This is a genomic window from Christiangramia aestuarii (assembly GCF_009735585.1).
Classification (GTDB): domain Bacteria; phylum Bacteroidota; class Bacteroidia; order Flavobacteriales; family Flavobacteriaceae; genus Christiangramia; species Christiangramia aestuarii.
On record NZ_VJVW01000001.1, the window covers coordinates 223,408 to 241,371 of the forward strand.

The 17,964-nt window shown below is 41.7% G+C and carries 17 protein-coding genes; 12 read left to right on the forward strand and 5 right to left on the reverse strand.

The genetic code is table 11. The annotated features are described in order from the left end of the window. The first annotated feature begins 168 nt into the window (after nucleotides 1–168). The 4 genes from FLP08_RS00910 to eutC all read left to right on the forward strand — a co-directional run bounded on the left by FLP08_RS00910 (nucleotide 169) and on the right by eutC (nucleotide 4,383). On the forward strand, nucleotides 169–804 hold the full coding sequence (locus tag FLP08_RS00910) for an alpha/beta hydrolase (protein WP_156273099.1): 636 nt from the start codon (nucleotides 169–171) through the stop codon (nucleotides 802–804). Between the two features lie 96 nt (nucleotides 805–900). After that, nucleotides 901–2,169 (forward strand): Nramp family divalent metal transporter, encoded by a 1,269-nt coding sequence (locus FLP08_RS00915; RefSeq protein WP_156273101.1) that lies wholly within the window; start codon nucleotides 901–903, stop codon nucleotides 2,167–2,169. Between the two features lie 94 nt (nucleotides 2,170–2,263). Beyond that, nucleotides 2,264–3,631, forward strand: a complete 1,368-nt coding sequence (locus FLP08_RS00920; protein ID WP_156273103.1) for an ethanolamine ammonia-lyase subunit EutB — start codon at nucleotides 2,264–2,266, stop codon at nucleotides 3,629–3,631. Next, nucleotides 3,628–4,383, forward strand: coding sequence for an ethanolamine ammonia-lyase subunit EutC (eutC, locus tag FLP08_RS00925; protein ID WP_156273105.1), 756 nt, complete (start codon nucleotides 3,628–3,630; stop codon nucleotides 4,381–4,383). Before FLP08_RS00920 ends, eutC begins: the two co-directional genes overlap by 4 nt. Nucleotides 4,384–4,390: 7 nt before the next feature. Here eutC and FLP08_RS00930 read toward each other — a convergent pair whose 3' ends face one another. Together FLP08_RS00930 and dnaK are read right to left on the reverse strand one after the other, a co-directional pair. Beyond that, nucleotides 4,391–4,732 carry a hypothetical protein gene (locus tag FLP08_RS00930; protein WP_156273107.1) on the reverse strand — a complete coding sequence of 114 codons (342 nt, stop codon included), beginning with the start codon at nucleotides 4,730–4,732 and terminating at the stop codon, nucleotides 4,391–4,393. Between the two features lie 171 nt (nucleotides 4,733–4,903). After that, nucleotides 4,904–6,829: a molecular chaperone DnaK gene (dnaK, locus tag FLP08_RS00935; RefSeq protein ID WP_156273109.1), complete on the reverse strand. Its 1,926-nt coding sequence runs from the start codon at nucleotides 6,827–6,829 to the stop codon at nucleotides 4,904–4,906. Nucleotides 6,830–7,044: 215 nt separating this feature from the next. On the opposite strand from dnaK, the gene FLP08_RS00940 reads away from it, so the two are divergent. From FLP08_RS00940 to FLP08_RS00955, 4 genes are all read left to right on the forward strand, one after another. Further along, complete coding sequence (locus FLP08_RS00940) at nucleotides 7,045–8,478, forward strand: L-serine ammonia-lyase (RefSeq protein WP_156273111.1); 1,434 nt, start codon at nucleotides 7,045–7,047, stop codon at nucleotides 8,476–8,478. Between the two features lie 14 nt (nucleotides 8,479–8,492). Continuing rightward, nucleotides 8,493–9,188, forward strand: a complete 696-nt coding sequence (locus FLP08_RS00945; protein WP_156273113.1) for a CPBP family glutamic-type intramembrane protease — start codon at nucleotides 8,493–8,495, stop codon at nucleotides 9,186–9,188. 128 nt (nucleotides 9,189–9,316) lie between these two features. Then, nucleotides 9,317–10,321: an alcohol dehydrogenase gene (locus FLP08_RS00950; protein WP_156273116.1), complete on the forward strand. Its 1,005-nt coding sequence runs from the start codon at nucleotides 9,317–9,319 to the stop codon at nucleotides 10,319–10,321. 92 nt (nucleotides 10,322–10,413) lie between these two features. Further along, the gene (locus FLP08_RS00955; protein WP_156273118.1) at nucleotides 10,414–11,448 is read left to right on the forward strand and encodes a formylglycine-generating enzyme family protein; all 1,035 of its coding nucleotides are present in this window, start codon (nucleotides 10,414–10,416) and stop codon (nucleotides 11,446–11,448) included. Here the strand turns inward: FLP08_RS00955 and FLP08_RS00960 are convergent. Next, nucleotides 11,445–11,903, reverse strand: coding sequence for a nuclear transport factor 2 family protein (locus tag FLP08_RS00960; RefSeq protein ID WP_156273120.1), 459 nt, complete (start codon nucleotides 11,901–11,903; stop codon nucleotides 11,445–11,447). The two genes, FLP08_RS00955 and FLP08_RS00960, sit on opposite strands and share 4 nt — an antisense overlap. Nucleotides 11,904–11,967: 64 nt before the next feature. Here FLP08_RS00960 and panB point away from each other — a divergent pair, with 64 nt between their 5' ends. The 4 genes from panB to FLP08_RS00980 all read left to right on the forward strand — a co-directional run bounded on the left by panB (nucleotide 11,968) and on the right by FLP08_RS00980 (nucleotide 15,476). Beyond that, nucleotides 11,968–12,786: a 3-methyl-2-oxobutanoate hydroxymethyltransferase gene (gene panB / locus FLP08_RS00965; protein ID WP_156273122.1), complete on the forward strand. Its 819-nt coding sequence runs from the start codon at nucleotides 11,968–11,970 to the stop codon at nucleotides 12,784–12,786. Nucleotides 12,787–12,896: 110 nt separating this feature from the next. Beyond that, complete coding sequence (locus FLP08_RS00970; protein ID WP_156273124.1) at nucleotides 12,897–13,598, forward strand: RluA family pseudouridine synthase; 702 nt, start codon at nucleotides 12,897–12,899, stop codon at nucleotides 13,596–13,598. A 68-nt stretch (nucleotides 13,599–13,666) separates the two neighbouring features. Beyond that, nucleotides 13,667–14,509, forward strand: a complete 843-nt coding sequence (gene ypfJ, locus FLP08_RS00975; protein WP_156273126.1) for a KPN_02809 family neutral zinc metallopeptidase — start codon at nucleotides 13,667–13,669, stop codon at nucleotides 14,507–14,509. 226 nt (nucleotides 14,510–14,735) lie between these two features. Further along, complete coding sequence (locus FLP08_RS00980) at nucleotides 14,736–15,476, forward strand: energy transducer TonB (RefSeq protein ID WP_162430865.1); 741 nt, start codon at nucleotides 14,736–14,738, stop codon at nucleotides 15,474–15,476. Here FLP08_RS00980 and FLP08_RS00985 read toward each other — a convergent pair. Both FLP08_RS00985 and FLP08_RS00990 read right to left on the reverse strand, forming a co-directional pair. Continuing rightward, nucleotides 15,473–16,348 carry a DMT family transporter gene (locus tag FLP08_RS00985; RefSeq protein WP_156273130.1) on the reverse strand — a complete coding sequence of 292 codons (876 nt, stop codon included), beginning with the start codon at nucleotides 16,346–16,348 and terminating at the stop codon, nucleotides 15,473–15,475. The two genes, FLP08_RS00980 and FLP08_RS00985, sit on opposite strands and share 4 nt — an antisense overlap. A gap of 10 nt (nucleotides 16,349–16,358) precedes the next feature. Next, on the reverse strand, nucleotides 16,359–17,903 hold the full coding sequence (locus tag FLP08_RS00990; protein ID WP_156273132.1) for a hypothetical protein: 1,545 nt from the start codon (nucleotides 17,901–17,903) through the stop codon (nucleotides 16,359–16,361). Between the last annotated feature and the right edge of the window lie 61 nt (nucleotides 17,904–17,964).

Here is a 17,964-nt window from a genome sequence, read left to right on the forward strand (position 1 = left end):
GTGTAAAAGTACGAAACAGTTATGTTTTTTCGAGAGCTTCACCGAAGCCATTAAACATAGATGGGCGATGACTGTAATCTGGAACAATTACAAAATCCCAGCTCATTTTACTTTTTCGTACAGTTTTCTTCAGCTTATTTTTTAATATTGTTTTTAAAAGTCCCCAAAATGATCAATGAAGCCCAGGTTTCCTACCAGACCACCAATACATATTCCCGATTAAACACCCGCACAAGTCAAACCAAGAATGTCTGGCTCGTTTTTCATGGTATAGGCTATCTCAGCAGGTATTTTCTCAAGTATTTTAAACACCTGGATCCTGAAGAAAATTATATCATCGCCCCGCAGGCGCCTTCTAAATATTACCTTAATGGTGAATATAGACACATGGGCGCTTCCTGGCTCACCCGTGAGAATACAGAGGCTGAAATTGAGAATGTAACGCGATACCTGGATGCTGTTTATGAGGCCGAAAAACTTGGGGAGGTTACCAACCTGAATATCCTTGGATATTCGCAGGGCGTTTCGATCGCCACAAGATTTATTGCCAGAAGAAAGATCAAGTGTAAGAACCTTATCATGCATTCCGGAAAAGTGCCTCAGGAACTGGCTGCGAAAGATTTCAATTTTTTAAAGGATGCGAATTTCACTTACATATATGGTACCGAGGATGAATATCTAAAGTCTGGGATCGTCGAAGTAGAAGAAAAACGCCTAAGGCAATTGTTCCCGGACAATTTTGATATCCTCACCTTTGAAGGCGGGCATGAAGTAAATACCAAACTGATCTCAAAATTTGCTTAATTTGAAAGCCTTCTCCATTTCTGCGCTTCTTCTACCTATTCATATAAAGATATTGTCATTTCGAGCGAAGTGAGAAATCCTAATCCAACCAGATTTATGAAACAAAGAACTTCCACCAGAACCTCAATTTTGAAGACTCTCGGTCCTGGGTTTTTACTGGCCGGTGCAGCCATTGGTGTTTCTCACCTGGTACAATCTACCCGTGCCGGTGCCGATTATGGGTTTCTTTTGATCTGGGTTCTAGTCCTCGCCTGCGCTACTAAATATCCCTTTCTGGAATTTGGTCCTCGTTATGCTGCGGCAACCGGGGACCATTTAATTAGTGGCTACCAAAAAATGGGCAAATGGCCCTATCGAATTTTTATACTGGTTACCGTGGGCACCATGTTCATAATTCAGGCGGCGGTAACCATAGTTTCTGCCGGTCTCGCGGAAGAAATTTTCAGTATGGGCTGGTCTATATTCTCCTGGAGTTTTATCGTTCTTGGAATTTGCATCGCTTTACTTTTGGTTGGAAAATATTCTGCTCTAGATACTACGATGAAGGTAATTATTAGCCTTCTTGCGATCGCTACTTTATCTGCCGTAATTTTCGCTTTTGGCGACGGAAGGCTCGACAATGCTCTTTCCTATACCGCTCCCGATATCTGGAATAAGGCCGGCATCGCCTTTATTATTTCATTTATGGGCTGGATGCCTATCCCACTGGATGCTTCGGTATGGCATTCTATTTGGACCAAGGAAAAAGCTGAAGGAAACAATCGAAGAACCAGCGTTAAGGAAGCCTTTACCGACTTCAATATTGGTTTTTTTGCAGCCGCTTTCATCGGAATTCTATTTTTGCTTATGGGAGCTTTGATCATGTTTGGAAGCGGACTCAGTTTTTCAAGCAATGGGGTGGAGTTTTCGGGTCAGCTGATAGATATGTACGGAAAAACACTTGGCGACTGGAGCAGACCGGTGGTTGGAATTGCCGCTTTTATTGCGATGTTCTCCACTACCCTGGCCGTCACCGATGCTTTTCCAAGAGTGATCTCCGAGATCCTTGCTGAAAACAATAAGGCAAATGATCAATCCAAAAAGAGACGATGGAGAAACTATAGGATCAATGTCTTCCTGATCCCGCTACTAGCGCTATTGATCCTTTATTTCTTCGGAACCTCCTTTACAGCTTTAATCGATTTTGCTACGGCAATTTCCTTTTTATCGGCCCCGGTAATAGCCTGGTTCAACTATAAGATCGTAATTGGAAACCAAATGCCTGCAGGCGATAGACCCGGGAAAATCTATAGAATATTCAGTCTATTCTGTTTCGCTATATTAGTGGTTTTCGCAGCAATTTATATCTACACCCTAATCGCTTAACCTGTATTTCCCAGGATTAAATAAAACTTAAAACGCAAAATAGATTGTTCACCATTCCTGAAACTTTGTAAATTAAGTTCAGGATTAGGCAATTATGGCGTACAATTTCACACTTCGCGGAAAAACATACTCTTTCAAAGATCTTAAAACGGTTTTGGCGAAAGCAACCCCTGAAAGATCCGGGGATGTGCTGGCTGGAATCGCTGCGGAAGATAATAAAGAACGAATCGCCGCCCAGTATTGCCTGAGTGAAATCCCTTTAAAAGCGATGCTGAACGACCTAGTGATCCCTTATGAAAAAGATGAAGTTACCCGACTTATTATCGATGATCATGACGCAAAAGCCTTTAAACCAATATCAAGCCTTACTGTTGCTGAATTCAGAGACTACCTGCTTTCTTATGAAGTAGATGGTACAATTTTAAAGGACCTTGCTCCTGGGTTAACCCCGGAAATGGCCGCGGCTGTTTCAAAAATTATGCGTAATCAGGATTTGATCTCAGTAGCTCAAAAAATTGAAGTAGTTACTAAATTCAGAAATACGGTAGGTAAAAAAGGACATTTTTCGGTGCGCCTGCAACCCAATAATCCTTCAGATGATCCCAAAGGAATTGCAGCAAGCATCATCGACGGACTCATGTATGGTTGTGGTGATGCGGTAATAGGTATCAATCCGGCAACAGATAACCCGCAGGAAGTCTCAAAATTATTAAAACAACTGGATGATTTCAGGCAGCAGTACGAGATCCCGACTCAAAATTGTATTCTCAGTCATTTGACCACCACCCTAGAGATCATTGATAAAGCTCCCGTAGATCTTATATTTCAATCTATCAGCGGGACCGAAAAAACGAACTCCTCTTTCGGAATTGACCTCCATCTTCTGCAAGAAGCTTATGATGCAGGAACAGAATTAAACCGGGGTACCATTGGAAACCAGATGATGTATTTTGAAACCGGTCAGGGTTCTTCGCTTTCAGCGAATGCCCATCATGGTGTAGATCAACAAACCTGTGAGGCTCGAGCTTATGCTGTTGCTAGAAAATTTGATCCTTTCCTGGTTAATACGGTAGTTGGATTTATTGGACCGGAATATTTGTATGATGGAAAACAGATCATTCGTGCCGGCCTGGAAGACCACTTCTGCGGAAAATTATTGGGGTTACCCATGGGATGCGATGTGTGTTATACTAACCATGCTGAAGCAGACCAGGATGATATGGATTCCTTGCTGACTCTCTTAGGTGTAGCCGGCTGCAATTATATCATGGGCGTGCCCGGAGCAGATGATATCATGCTTAATTACCAATCAACTTCTTTTCATGATGCCATGTACCTGCGAAAAGTTCTGAATAAACGTCCAGCGCCCGAATTTGAAGAATGGTTACTGAAAATGGGTATTTTTGACGAACAGGGAAATCGAAAAGAGCTTAAAGAGCAAATGCTAAAACTGAAATCATGAGTAAGGAAATATCAAATAAAGGCTATTTGCAAAAAGATCCCTGGGAAAACCTGAGGTCGCTTTCTAAGGCTCGGATCGCTTTGGGAAATTCCGGCGGCAGTTTACCAACCAAAGAAGTTTTAAGTTTCCAGGCAGATCATGCGTTTACCAAAGACGCTATTTATTCAGACCTAAAGAAAGAAGAATTATTACAACAGTTGAAAGAATTCGATCTTCCGCTTTATCAATTTCAAACCGAAGTTTCTGATAGAAAAGAATATTTAAAACGTCCTGATCTTGGTAAAAAGCTGGCAGAAACTTCAAAATCTGAAAATGGCGATTTTGATATCCTCTTTATTCTCACCGACGGACTTGCCGCAGATGCCATAAACGAAAGAGCTATTCCTCTTCTTAAAGATATAATTCCAAAACTAAAAGAAGATTATAAAATTGGCCTGTGCCTGGTAAAATTTGGGCGCGTAGCTATTGGCGACGAGATCGCTGAAAAAGTCGGCGCGAAATTCACGGCAGTTTTGATAGGTGAAAGGCCCGGACTTTCTTCTCCTAAAAGTATGGGAATCTATACTACCTTCGAGCCAAAATCGGGAATCACAGATGAACGTCGAAACTGCATTTCCAATATTCACGAAGACGGACTAAGTATTGCCAAAGCTTCAGAATTACTGCAATACTTCATCAATGAATCTTTCCGAAGAAAAATAAGTGGAGTAAAACTAAAAGCCAATTTACCTGACCAGATAGACAGGAAATAAAACCTGTTTATTCTGAACAGGTATATATTTTTTCATCATTATCGGCCTGGTCATTCAGGTATGCATTACTTTCTTCAGCAGTAAGATTGGCCACAACTACCCCATCGCAATTGTAAAATTCGAGCATAGCCTGGAAATTAACTCTTGGGTCTGTTATTAATTGATAATAAACCGTTTCACCATTATAATCCCCCTTAAAAATTGATACCTCGATTGAACAATCTTCATCAAGTTCTGCTTTAAACTCATTGAACCAGGTTTTACTTTCGGCATTTGTACAGCCTTGAAAGTCATCATCTGAGCAGGAGAAAAATAAAAGACAGGCAATTGGGACTAAGATTTTTTTCATCGTGGTAGTTTTTATGTAGATACGAAACATCAAAAAAGGTTGCGTATAGAAATGAAAAAGCCCCGCATTGCTGCGAGGCCTTTCAAGATTATATTGATTTTGTGAAGATCCCTCGCCATGCTCGGGATAAGCGACACGTAAGATTTTGCTAAAGCAAAATCAACGTCCTGCTTACTTAACCTCTTCGAAGTCTACATCTTCCACATCATCTCCACTCTTGGCGTCTCCACCTTCAGCTCCGGTTGCACCTTGTTGTGGTCCACCTGGCTGTCCGTTTGCTCCGCCCTGAGCTTCTGCCTGTGCTTTATACATTTCTTCTGAAGCAGTTTTCCATGCCTCGTTGATCTTATCTAAAGCAGGCTGAATAGTTTCAACTTCTTTAGTTTCATAAGCTTTCTTAAGCTCTTCCAATGCTTCCTCGATTGGCTTCTTCTTCTCATCGGAAAGTTTATCACCAAATTCTTTCAACTGCTTTTCAGTCTGGAAGATCATTGCGTCAGCTTCATTCAGCTTATCAACTTTCTCTTTTGCTTTCTTATCTGCATCAGCATTCGCTTCAGCCTCTTTCTTCATTTTCTCGATCTCTTCTTCTGTCAATCCAGAAGAAGCTTCGATACGAATATCCTGAGACTTACCAGTTGCTTTATCTGTAGCACTTACTTTAATGATACCGTTAGCATCAATATCGAAAGTCACTTCAATTTGAGGAGTTCCTCTTGGCGCTGGTGGAATTCCGTCTAAGTGGAATCTACCAATTGTCTTGTTATCTGCCGCCATTGGACGCTCTCCCTGAAGTACGTGAATCTCAACAGATGGCTGATTGTCAGCTGCAGTAGAGAATGTCTGTGACTTCTTGGTTGGGATCGTAGTATTCGCTTCGATAAGTTTAGTGTTTACTCCTCCCATAGTTTCAATACCTAGAGAAAGTGGAGTAACATCTAGAAGCAATACATCTTTTACATCTCCTGTAAGTACACCACCCTGGATAGCTGCACCAATTGCTACAACCTCATCTGGGTTTACACCTTTAGAAGGCTTCTTACCAAAGAATGCTTCTACTTCTTCCTGAATCTTAGGAATACGGGTTGATCCACCAACAAGAATTACCTCGTCGATATCAGATTTTGAAAGACCTGCATCACTAAGAGCTTTTTTCACAGGCTCCATAGATCTTGTTACAAGTTCTGAAGCTAACTGCTCGAACTTAGAACGTGTGATAGTTTCTACAAGATGTTTTGGTCCACTAGCGGTTGCGGTTACGTAAGGAAGATTTACCTCGGTTTGAGAAGAAGAAGATAACTCGATCTTCGCTTTCTCTGCAGCCTCTTTCAATCTCTGAAGCGCCATAGGATCTTTTCTAAGATCAATATCTTCAGCTTTCTGGAAGTTATCTGCAAGGTAATCGATCAATACTTCATCAAAGTCATCCCCACCAAGGTGAGTATCACCATTAGTAGATAGTACTTCAAATACACCATCACCTAGCTCAAGAATAGAAATATCGAAAGTACCACCACCAAGGTCATACACAGCGATCTTCTGATCCTGAGATTTTTTATCCAATCCGTAAGCAAGTGCTGCTGCGGTTGGCTCGTTAATAATTCTTCTTACTTTAAGACCTGCGATCTCACCAGCTTCTTTGGTAGCGTGACGCTGAGAGTCATTAAAATATGCAGGAACAGTAATAACTGCTTCGGTCACATCCTGTCCAAGATAATCCTCAGCAGTTTTCTTCATTTTCTGAAGTACCATTGCTGAAAGTTCCTGTGGAGTATAAAGACGACCGTCGATTTCTACACGTGGAGTATCATTATCACCTTTCTTAACGGTATAAGGTACTCGGCTTGCTTCTCTTTCAGATTCAGAAAACTTGTTCCCCATAAATCTTTTGATGGAAGAAATGGTTTTCTGTGGGTTGGTTACGGCCTGACGCTTTGCAGGATCACCAACCTTTATTTCGCCACCCTCTACAAATGCGATCACAGAAGGTGTAGTTCTTTTTCCTTCGGCATTAGGTATCACCGTTGGCTCGCTACCTTCCATTACGGCAACGCAGGAGTTGGTGGTACCCAAGTCAATTCCAATTACTTTACTCATAACTATATAACTTGTTTTTTACGTTAGTTTATCAATTTTACAGTCACTAAAAGTCAATCATTATGCCAGTACAAAACTTATGACAGACTGTCACTTTTTGCAAACAGCTTGTCACTAGACCGCTTTCCCCGGAATCCAGGTCCGATATTATTTTCTCAAAAATTCATGGGCAGCATTCCCAAATCCTTATTTTTGTCTTCAAATTTTGTCTCTGAATGCGAAAAATAGAATGCATTAGCGTTTTCGATATGCTGAAGGTGGGCGTTGGCCCTTCCAGCTCCCATACTCTTGGTCCATGGCGGGCTGCCCAAAGATGGATCGCCGAACTTAAAAAGAAGGACCGCTTTGAGCAGGTAGAAAAGATACATGTAGATCTTTATGGCTCTCTTAGCCTTACAGGTAAAGGACATGCCACAGATATCGCCACTCTCCTGGGACTTTTGGGCCACGACCCGGTTACCATGGATATTTCGATTCTGGAATCTGAAATCGAAAGGATCAGGGAAACAGGAAAATTAAGTTTCAATGGTGAAAGAGATATAGACTTCAGCATTGCTGAAGATGTGAAGTTCAACCGTAAATTCCTCGAATTCCATCCGAATGGAATGACCTTCAGGGCCTGTCTTGATAATGGCAAAAAAACATCCTCTTCCTTTTATTCTATTGGAGGCGGATTCGTGGTGAAAAAGGAAAGGAAGAATGCAAGCAAGAAAATGAAGAATTTCCAGGAGTTCCCATTTCCTGTTGAAAAAGCAACTGAATTGCTGGCGTTTTGCAAATCGGAAAACAAAACGATCTCTGAAATCGTACTTGAAAACGAACGTTCCCTTAGAACGGACGAACAGATAGAGGCGAATTTCAAACAGGTCTGGGATGTCATGCTGGAATCGATGTATATAGGTTGTCATACTGAAGGCACGCTTCCTGGCGGACTAAATGTAAAGCGCCGCGCCTTTGAAATGCACCAACGCCTGATCGGCGATACAAACTATACGGGAATTGAAGATTGGATCCCGGCCATTAGACAGACAGAGGTAAAATTCCGCCAGATCCTGAAGTGGGTGAGCTGTTTTGCCTTAAGTGTGAATGAAGTGAATGCATCCCTGGGCAGGGTGGTAACGGCACCCACCAATGGTAGTGCTGGAACTGTACCTGCGGTGATGATGTATTATATGTGTATTGAAAATCACGAGGCTACCTTTGAAGACCTGAAAAGATTTATGTTGGTTGCCGGAGAAATTGGAAGTCTTTTCAAGAAAGGCGCTACAATTTCTGCTGCTATGGGTGGTTGCCAGGCAGAAATTGGTGTATCTTCAGCCATGGCTGCCGGAGGTTTAACCGAATTAATGGGAGGAACTCCCGAGCAGGTCTTAATGGCTAGCGAGATCGCCATGGAGCATCATCTTGGACTAACCTGCGACCCTATTGCCGGGCTTGTACAGGTTCCGTGCATTGAAAGAAATGCCATGGGAGCCATTAAAGCCATCAATGCCGCTGAGATCGCCATGGAGAGCGATGCCAGTAAGGCGAAGGTTCCATTGGACAAAGTCATAGAGACCATGTGGGAGACTGCCAAGGATATGAACAAAAAATATAAGGAAACATCAGAGGGTGGTCTGGCCGTAAAAGTTAGCCTGAGTGACTGCTAAATTCCGTAGAGAATTTGAATTTACTGATAAATAACAGCATTGGGATCAAGGTAAAAAACCTGTTCAGGAATTTTGCACTAATGATCCTGTGCTATTTTATTTTTTTCTTCCTGCTTCGCATTCTAGACATTTTTATTTTCGATCTTGATTTCACGAAATATGAACAGATCGAGCTTATGGAGATACTGGAAGAGAATCCATTCAAATTTATATTCCTGGCCGCCGTAGCCGCACCAATAATCGAGGAAAGTATTTTCAGAAGCATTCTTAAACCTACCGCTAACAGCCTGAAAATTTTTATCTGTGCCCTTATTTATCTTCTTGGCTCTATCCTTATTCCCGAAGATGCTTACTGGGCGCTAAAATACCCTTTGATCCTGGGAAGTGCAGGCCTATGTTATTACTCCCTGGGTGAACTAATCTCGGACGAAAGCTTTAGAAAGATCTGTTACTGGTTTCATAGATATTATCTGGTCATCTGGATACTGGGAGCCATCCTGTTTGGATTCGTACATATCTATAATTATGTGGATAGCTTCACCATAGACCTGGTTCTAATCATGATGATCGTACCAAGGATCATTGCCGGCTTCTTTTTCGGAAAGATTAAACTGGAAAACAAAAGCCTCATCTGGCCAATATTTTTACACAGTATGAATAATTCTATTGTGCTAATTTTCCTGCTGCCCTATACCTTATCTATTAATTAACAAAGCCTTAAAACGCTTTAAGTAAGAGGTTTTGTAACTTCTGTGCTCAAAAAATTGATACCCGAAATGATACTGGTCTCTTTTGAGAGGCATACTCATTTCGCTTAATTAACCAAATATAGATTAATATGAAAGCAGCAGTTATCGAGGAAGCCGGAGGTGATTTTATTATAAAAGATGTAGATAAACCCAGTCCTTCAGAAAATGAGGTTCTTATCAAAGTGGAAGCCTGCGGAATTTGTCACAGTGACAATTTTGTAAAAGAAGGTGGCTTTCCAGGCCTTGAATATCCCCGTATCCCGGGTCATGAAGTTGTAGGTATCGTGGACGAAGTAGGTAAAAATGTTTCCAACTGGGAAAAAGGCCAAAGAGTTGGCGTGGGCTGGCATGGAGGACATTGTTTTGAATGTGAGCCTTGTCGCCGTGGCGATTTCATTAACTGCCAGAATGCAAAAGTAAGCGGGCTCTCATATGATGGTGGTTATGCTGAATATATGACCGCTCCCAAAGAAGCTATTGCAGCCATTCCCGATGAATTATCATCTGCAGACGCCGCGCCTTTATTATGTGCCGGGATTACCGTTTATAACGCCCTTAGAAATTCCGGAATTAGAGCCGGTGATGTGGTCGCCGTCCAGGGAATAGGCGGGCTTGGTCACCTTGCGATCCAGTATGCAAATAAAATGGGAATGCGCACGGTGGCTATTTCTCATAGTGATGATAAAAAAGACCTGGCAGGTAAACTAGGAGCGCATCACTTTATCAATACCGGAAATAAGGATGGGGCTGAAGAACTTCAGAAACTGGGCGGAGCTAAACTTATTCTGGCCACAGCTCCTCATAGCGACGCCATTTCTGCCGTAGTAGATGGTTTAGGGATCGATGGAAAATTACTCATGGTGGCTGCGACCGGTGAGCCGATCGAGGTTTCTCCTATGCAGTTGTTAATGGGTAGAAAATCGGCTGCGGGATGGCCCAGCGGAACTGCCATGGATTCTGAAGACACACTGAACTTTAGTGCCATGACCGGCACTAAGCCCATGATAGAAGAATTTCCTCTGGACAAAGCTAACGAGGCATTTGAAAAAATGATGAACAATAAAGCAAGGTTTAGAGTGGTGCTGAAACCATAGCTCCACTAATACTAACCTTGAGAGACCGGAAGATCAAATTTTTGATTTTCCGGTTTTTTTATAATTATATTTGAAGCATTATTTCGATCAAAATGCGCCCAAATCTAAAAGCAGTTTTTACACTTTTCAGTCTGTCCATTTTATTATTTTCCTGCAAGGAGGATAGAAAAAGTGAACCTATTCTGGTCGTGAAGGAAGTTCAAAAGCCTGTTTTTAGCGATTACCATGAGCAATATCTAAGAGAAATATCCTATATAGATACCCGGGAAGACTCTTCTTCTACCCATGGGATGACCCGTATTCACGGTGGCACTTATGAGATGGGTGGAGATAATGAGACCGCCAAAAAAGATGAATTCCCGAAACACAAAGAAAGCATTAAGGATATATGGGTAGATAATACCGAAGTTACTAATGCCCAGTTTCGGGAATTTGTAAATGAAACAGGTTACGTGACTACGGCCGAGCGCTCATTCGAGATTAAGGGTGAAAAATATCAGCCCGGAGCCCTTGTTTTCGATCCGTATAATCCTGAATGGTGGTGGAAATTCGTAAAAGGTGCAAACTGGCAACATCCGACAGGACCAGATAGCGATATTATTGGCAAAAAGGATCATCCCGTGGTACAGGTTTCCTGGTATGATGCCATGGCCTATGCAAAATGGGCGGGAAAAAGACTTCCTACTGAAGCTGAATACGAATACTTTAACCGCGCAGGGAACGACACTCTCATTTATCATTGGGGTAATGATTTTGAAAGGGCTACAGAAATGGTGAATTTCTATCAAGGGAATTTTCCCAGAAGGAATTTGGCCGAGGATAATTTTGGTAAAACCGCTCCTGTACAAAGCTTCCCGGCCAATGCCTACGGATTATATGAAACTTCCGGTAATGTCTGGGAATGGTGCCTGGACACCTATCATCCCGATGCCTATTCCAGGACCAGGGAAAAAGTAGAGGGTTATTTCCAGGATTTCATAAATATGGAACAGCAGAAAGTTATTCGTGGAGGTTCCTTCTTATGCAGCGAAACTTACTGCAGCGGTTACAGGAATGCCGCACGCATGAGTTCAGCTCCAGATACGGGTCTGGAGCATACCGGCTTTAGATGCGTTAAGGATATTTAATCACAAGCCTGTGTAGTCCTGGTATCTATAAGATACACTATTTTCCAGGTTCCGTTGAATTTAACCAGCTGAAAACTGTTTACCCCGCAATGAGTGAAATCACCGTTATAATAGAATGAATAGGGAGTAGTCACGGTTGCCAGCAGGCCATTCTCCTCTACCCTGAATTCATGAAGCTTTTCCTCGAAGCTGACTTCGGCGGGTATGGAAGCAATACTTTTTAAAAATTTGGAATATTCTTCTGAACTGAGTTTCGTATTTCCTTCAGCATCCATAGATACAGATTCCAGTTTTGCTCCCTTCTGTGCCAAATTCCTAAGGGCCAGCGTGTCCTGTTTATGGAAAGCCTCAAAAAAATCCTGAACCAGTTGTTTAGGACTTTGCTCCCTGGATTCATTTTGTGCTGAAACAGTAGTATTTACTAGTAAAAGAAGGGCTATGACAATTTTTTGCATGCTGAAAGTAGTTTTGAATGTGGTCAACGAATTTACTACTTTTACTCAAATTTAAAATTGAGCTATGTCTGTTGCAAAAAAGGAATACAAGCGCGTCACTACGAAGTCCCTTGTAGATATGAAATCTAATGGTGAAAAAATCAGTATGCTTACCGCTTACGATTTCACCATGGCCCAGATCGTTGATGGTGCCGGAATTGATGTGATCCTTGTGGGGGACTCTGCCAGTAACGTGATGGCGGGACATGAAACTACCCTTCCTATCACCCTTGACCAGATGATCTATCATGCAACAAGTGTAGTTCGTGCCATAAACCGCGCTCTTGTGGTGGTAGACCTTCCCTTCGGAAGCTACCAGAGTGATCCTAAAGAGGCACTTAGATCTGCCATCAGGATCATGAAAGAAAGCGGCGGCCATGCTGTTAAGCTCGAAGGCGGAAAAGAGGTAAAAGAAAGCATCAAACGTATCCTGCATGCCGGTATCCCGGTAATGGGACACTTAGGGCTTACCCCTCAATCCATTTACAAATTCGGAACCTACACGGTAAGAGCCAAGGAAGAACAGGAAGCAGAAAAACTGAAGGCTGATGCAAAAATGCTTGAAAAGCAGGGGTGTTTTGCTTTGGTTTTGGAAAAAGTGCCCGCAAAACTGGCCAAAGAAGTAGCTGAAAGTGTAACTATTCCTGTAATCGGAATAGGTGCTGGAAATGGTGTAGACGGTCAGGTTCTTGTGGTTCATGATATGTTAGGAATGACTCACGAATTCAACCCGAGGTTCTTAAGACGTTATGCTGATCTACACGGAGAGATGACCAAAGCTTTCCAGAATTATAGAGATGATGTGAAAAGCAAGGCTTTTCCATCAGATGAAGAACAATACTAAGAGAAGTTAGAAGTTAGAAGTTAGAAGTTAGAAGTTAGAAGTTAGAAAGCTGGAAAATTTTCATTTTAGATGAAAGATTTCAGAAAAAATCTTCTAAAAACTTATCACATTTGGGTTCAGAAAAAACACTTTCCAATAAGGATAATCTTCAGGTTTTACATGAGGACAACCATATTATCATCGTGAACAAAAGGCCAGGTGATATTGTCCAGGGTGACAAGACTGGCGATAAACCTTTAAGCGAAGTGGTAAAATCCTACCTGAAGGAAAAATATAATAAGCCAGGAAATGTTTATCTGGGCGTAGTTCATCGGTTAGATAGACCTACCAGTGGAATCGTAGTTTTCTCAAAAACTTCCAAGGCCTTGCCAAGACTGAATAAATTATTTCAGGATAAAAAAGCGAAAAAGACCTATTGGGCTGTAGTAAAAAATCTGCCTCCGAGTGAAGAAGGTGAGCTGGTTCATTATATGAAGAGGAATTCTAAACAGAATAAATCTTACGCTCATAATAACGAAGTTCCCGAAAGTAAAAAAGCGATCTTGGATTTCCGCTTACTTAAAAAACTGGACAACTACTATTTGCTGGAAGTCGATCTTCATACCGGTAGACACCACCAGATTAGAAGTCAGTTATCTGCTATTGGCTGTCCCATCAAAGGCGATCTTAAATATGGTTTTGACCGAAGTAATAAGGATGCGAGTATTCATCTACATTCCCGGGAATTAAGGTTTACCCATCCGGTTAAAAAAGAACCTTTACATATCGTAGCTCCTCCCCCGGCCGATCCTGTCTGGGACGCCTGCCTTTAAAAAAATCCTCTTCAACGGCACAAATTTCTATTCTATTAATTAGTATTTTTAATAGAAAATATCTGGTTATGAAATGGCGAGGCAGAAGACAAAGTGATAACGTGGAAGACCGCAGGGGTTCTTCGGGAAAGGGTAAATTAATTGCAGGTGGAGGAATCCTGGGATTGATCTTTGTGATCGCCCAGTTTGTGCTTAGTGACGGCGACGTTTCTGTATTGGAACAACTTGAACAGCCTGCCACCTCTACTACCGAAACCCGGGAACTAACCGAAGCCGAAAAAGAACTCGGAGACTTTTCTGCCACCGTTCTGGCCGATACCGAGGATGTTTGGAATAATATTTTTTCTGAAAACGGAATGCAATACAGGGAACCGGGAATGGTTCTATTTTCTGATGCTGTTCAAACGGCCTGTGGGGGAGCCTCTTCTGCCAGCGGTCCATTTTACTGTCCCGGAGACCAGAAGATCTATATGGACCTCACCTTTTTCGAGGAGCTTAGACGCAGGTTTGGTGCCAAGGGTGGTGACTTTGCCATAGCTTATGTAATGGCCCATGAAGTTGGCCACCATGTCCAGAACCTGTTGGGAACAGCAGGAAAAGTAAGACAACTACAACAACGAGGTACACAAAGTCAGGCCAACGAACTTTCGGTAGCCCTGGAACTTCAGGCAGATTTTTATGCCGGGGTTTGGACCCATTATAACTCACAATATCTCGAGGAAGGCGATATCGAGGAAGCCTTAAGCGCAGCCAATGCTGTTGGCGATGATGCCATCCAACGACAAACCACAGGAAGGGTGAATCCGGATTCCTTTACTCATGGAACTTCTGAGCAGCGCATGAAATGGTTTATGAAAGGTTATAAGACCGGGGATATCCGGCAGGGGGATACCTTCAGTGAATTCTTTTAAGAAAAAGGGATTTTTTTATTTCAGTTTAAGCCATTGGTCTTTGCTTTATCTCTAATCTTCTAACTTTAAATCAGCAAGCTCCTAAACCGTTTTAGGTAAAGCTAACTTTTTAATACAGCGCGCATTTTTCAAAATGCTCAGGTTTACATTTTTCTTCAAAAAGTGGTATTATTGCAGCGCTGCCAGTGCCCCTACCCTGGATCTTATTAATTTCTCAATTCTTAAAATGAAAAGATTTTTTCTTTTTGGTTTCGGTCTTGTTTCAGCCGCGATCAATGCCCAGGATACTATTGCCTATTCAGTAAATTCTGAAATCGTAGATTTTAAAAGTCCGGAAGTGGAAACTTACAAGATCCTGGATGCCTTCGAAGGTTCAAAATACGATTCTATTTCGCAGAAGTATAACCATGAGGGAATCATGGTCACAGAAAAGACCTTCAACTGGGATGCAAAAAAGGAGCGTCGGGTCTATCAAGGCATTCACAAACACTGGTACGATTCCGGTAAACCGTTTTATACCGAAAATTACAAGGATGGTAAATTGGATGGGAATTTAGTGGCTTACCACGAAAATGGAAAAATTCGCAGGAAAGACAGGTTCAAGAATGGTAAACTTACCAATGGTCATGTTTGGGATGAAGAAGGTAATGAACTGGAACACTTTCCACATTTTAAAAGAGCTAATTTCCCGGGAGGAAAAGATGCGCTTATAGCTTATTTGCGCAATAACATCAGGCTGCCCGAGTACATCAAAACCGGTGAGACCCATAAAGTTCTTGTGAAATTCACCCTGGATACAGAAGGAAAAGTAGCTCAATATAAGATTCTTGAAAGCCCGGAAGATAGGTTTTATACCCTTGAAACCCTTAGAGTTTTAGATGCCATGCCGGCATGGGAGCCTACCGAATTATTTGGAAAGCAAGTGAACACATTCCTTACTATACCAGTTGTTTTCAGGAAAGGCTAGGCTTTTTTCTTTCGTACTGCCAGCAGGCTTTCGATGATCACCGCGCTGATGATCAGGGTGCCTCCTATCACTGTTTTCATTGCGGGGATCTCACCCAAGAAAATAGCCCCGATCATGATTCCGTAAACAGGCTGAATACTGCTCATAATACTCGCCGTAGAAATACTGAAGTTCCGGAAACTTTTCAGGAATAAGGTGTGCCCGATACAGGTGGTTAGAACTGCCAGCAGCAGGAGGGGTTTCCATTGGGCCAGAACTAGTTTGAACTCACTATAGAAGATCGAAGGTATTAAAAAGATGGCCACCACCAGGATCTGGTAGAACATAAGTGCCGTGCCATTATAACGCTCTACCTCACGTTTCATTAAAAGGTTACGAAAGGAATAGAAAAATGCGGAGGTAATTCCGAATATCACCGCCAGGAAGTAATCATTTTCCAGGTCGAATTCTGGACTCAGAAAATAGATTCCAGCGAGGACCAGTAGACCTAGGCCGATATGTATCTTATTGAATTTTACACTGAAAAGAATAGGTTCCAGGAAGGCTGTTATCACCGGGTAAGTGAACAGTGATAATAAAGCAATGGCCACACTGGAAAATTTCAGAGAGTAAAAATAGGTTACCCAGTGCCCTCCCATCAAGATCCCGCCCAGGATCATTTTAAGAAGGTCCCTTTTATTTTCCACCTTTAAGGATATTCTTTTCCAGCGACAATATAAATAGAACACGATCACGGCCAGCAGGCACCTGTAGAATATGGTTACCACAGGATCCAGAGTGATATATCTGCCTAGGGCCCCGGAGGTACTAATTAAAAATACCGCAAAATTTAATTGAAGAATATTGGTTAGGTAGCGTTGTTTTTCTTGCAAATCCCTTTATTTATCTTGAAAGTTCCTTGAATTTTTCCGTAATGATCTCTTTCACCGGCCTGTTCTCAATATTGCTTTCAAGCCAGGAGATGATATCAAGGTAAAGGAAGGCCCTGCGTTCATATGGATGGTCTTCGAATTTTTTTAAGGTTGCATGAAGCTTCCTGAACTCGTCCTTAATATCCAATGGAGATACATTGGGAAGATGCCTTAGAAATTTGATCATTTCTTTCTGCACCTCATGCATATCGTTCATTTTAATAAGGAATTTATAGGTAGATTTTACCAGGCTATCCAGGTGGTAATCTAGTCCAGCCTCATAATGCGCTACAAGATTCAGAATTCTTGCGAAACACATGAGGTCCTCTCGCATCTCCAGCGATTTATTATTGATGATCTTTTTAAGATACTCAATACACTTTCGGTTATCCCCATCTCCAAAATACAAACAGGCGATCTTATAATAGAAAACCATGATATGGTGTTCGTCGATTCGTCCCTTAAATTTTGTGATCTTCTGGTTGATCTTTTCTACCAGCTCGTCTGAATTTCCAAACTCACCCTTCATAAAACGAAGGTTAAGCTTATTGGAATAAACATACAGAAACGATAATGCCGAAATATTGTCGTTATGGGGGATCTTTGGATCGCGCAGGGAATCTTCAAGCTCTTTTAAGGTTGCCTCAAAAAGATCGGTATGATTTAAATAGAACAGGGATTCCAGCAAATAATGGTTCCCCTTCAAGTAAGAAACCGGGTGAATAGGAATAAGATGTTCATACTCTACAAAAAGATCCTTCCACTTCATAGAATACCGGTAGCACCCCAGGAAATCCTGAATAAGAAAACTATACCAGAGATGCGCTTTACACAGCCACAATCTTTCCTTAAAACCAAGATCCTTAAAATTATATTTTGGTAATTTTTTCCTGAAATAATCCTTGATATCCTGAGCCTCCTCCTCTGTTCTGCAATAGCCCATCTTCAGAAATATCGAGTACAGTTCCAGGGATAAATTTGAAAGTTTACTGGAAATGAGATTAAGCCGGTTCAGGTCTTCAGTTTGCCTGATCAGGCTTTCTGCCCGGTTATTCATACTCCGGGTGATATACTGGGATTCTATGATCTTTTCCAGCTCCAGAATTTCGTAAGCGACATTTTTTTCCTCGTAATTCAAGGCCAGACTTTTCACCTTATCTAGTAATTTCAGGCTTTGCTGGTAAAGACCTTTATGATAAAGAATATAAGCAAAGTCCAGTTGTTCTCTTATCTGCACCGGAATGCTTTGATGTGCCGGATTCAGCCTGAGAGATATTAATAGCTGCTTATAAAGATGCGTTTTTACATTGGAAAGTTGCAGCTTGCTTATACTGGTACTTTTAAGAATTTCAGCTTCATCGTATTTTTTCTGACGCGACATAACCTTGTATAAATTCAGAAATTTAGAATCTGAATTCACTCCTATCCTACCAACATATAAGGAAAACTGTCTCTTTTCTGAAGCCGAAAGGGATTTTATTAAAGAAAACAGATTTTCGGTTAAGTCATTGGTCATTGTAAATCATTATTTTGCAAAACACTGTAAAACAAATGGTTACGAGGCTAAATATCCATCT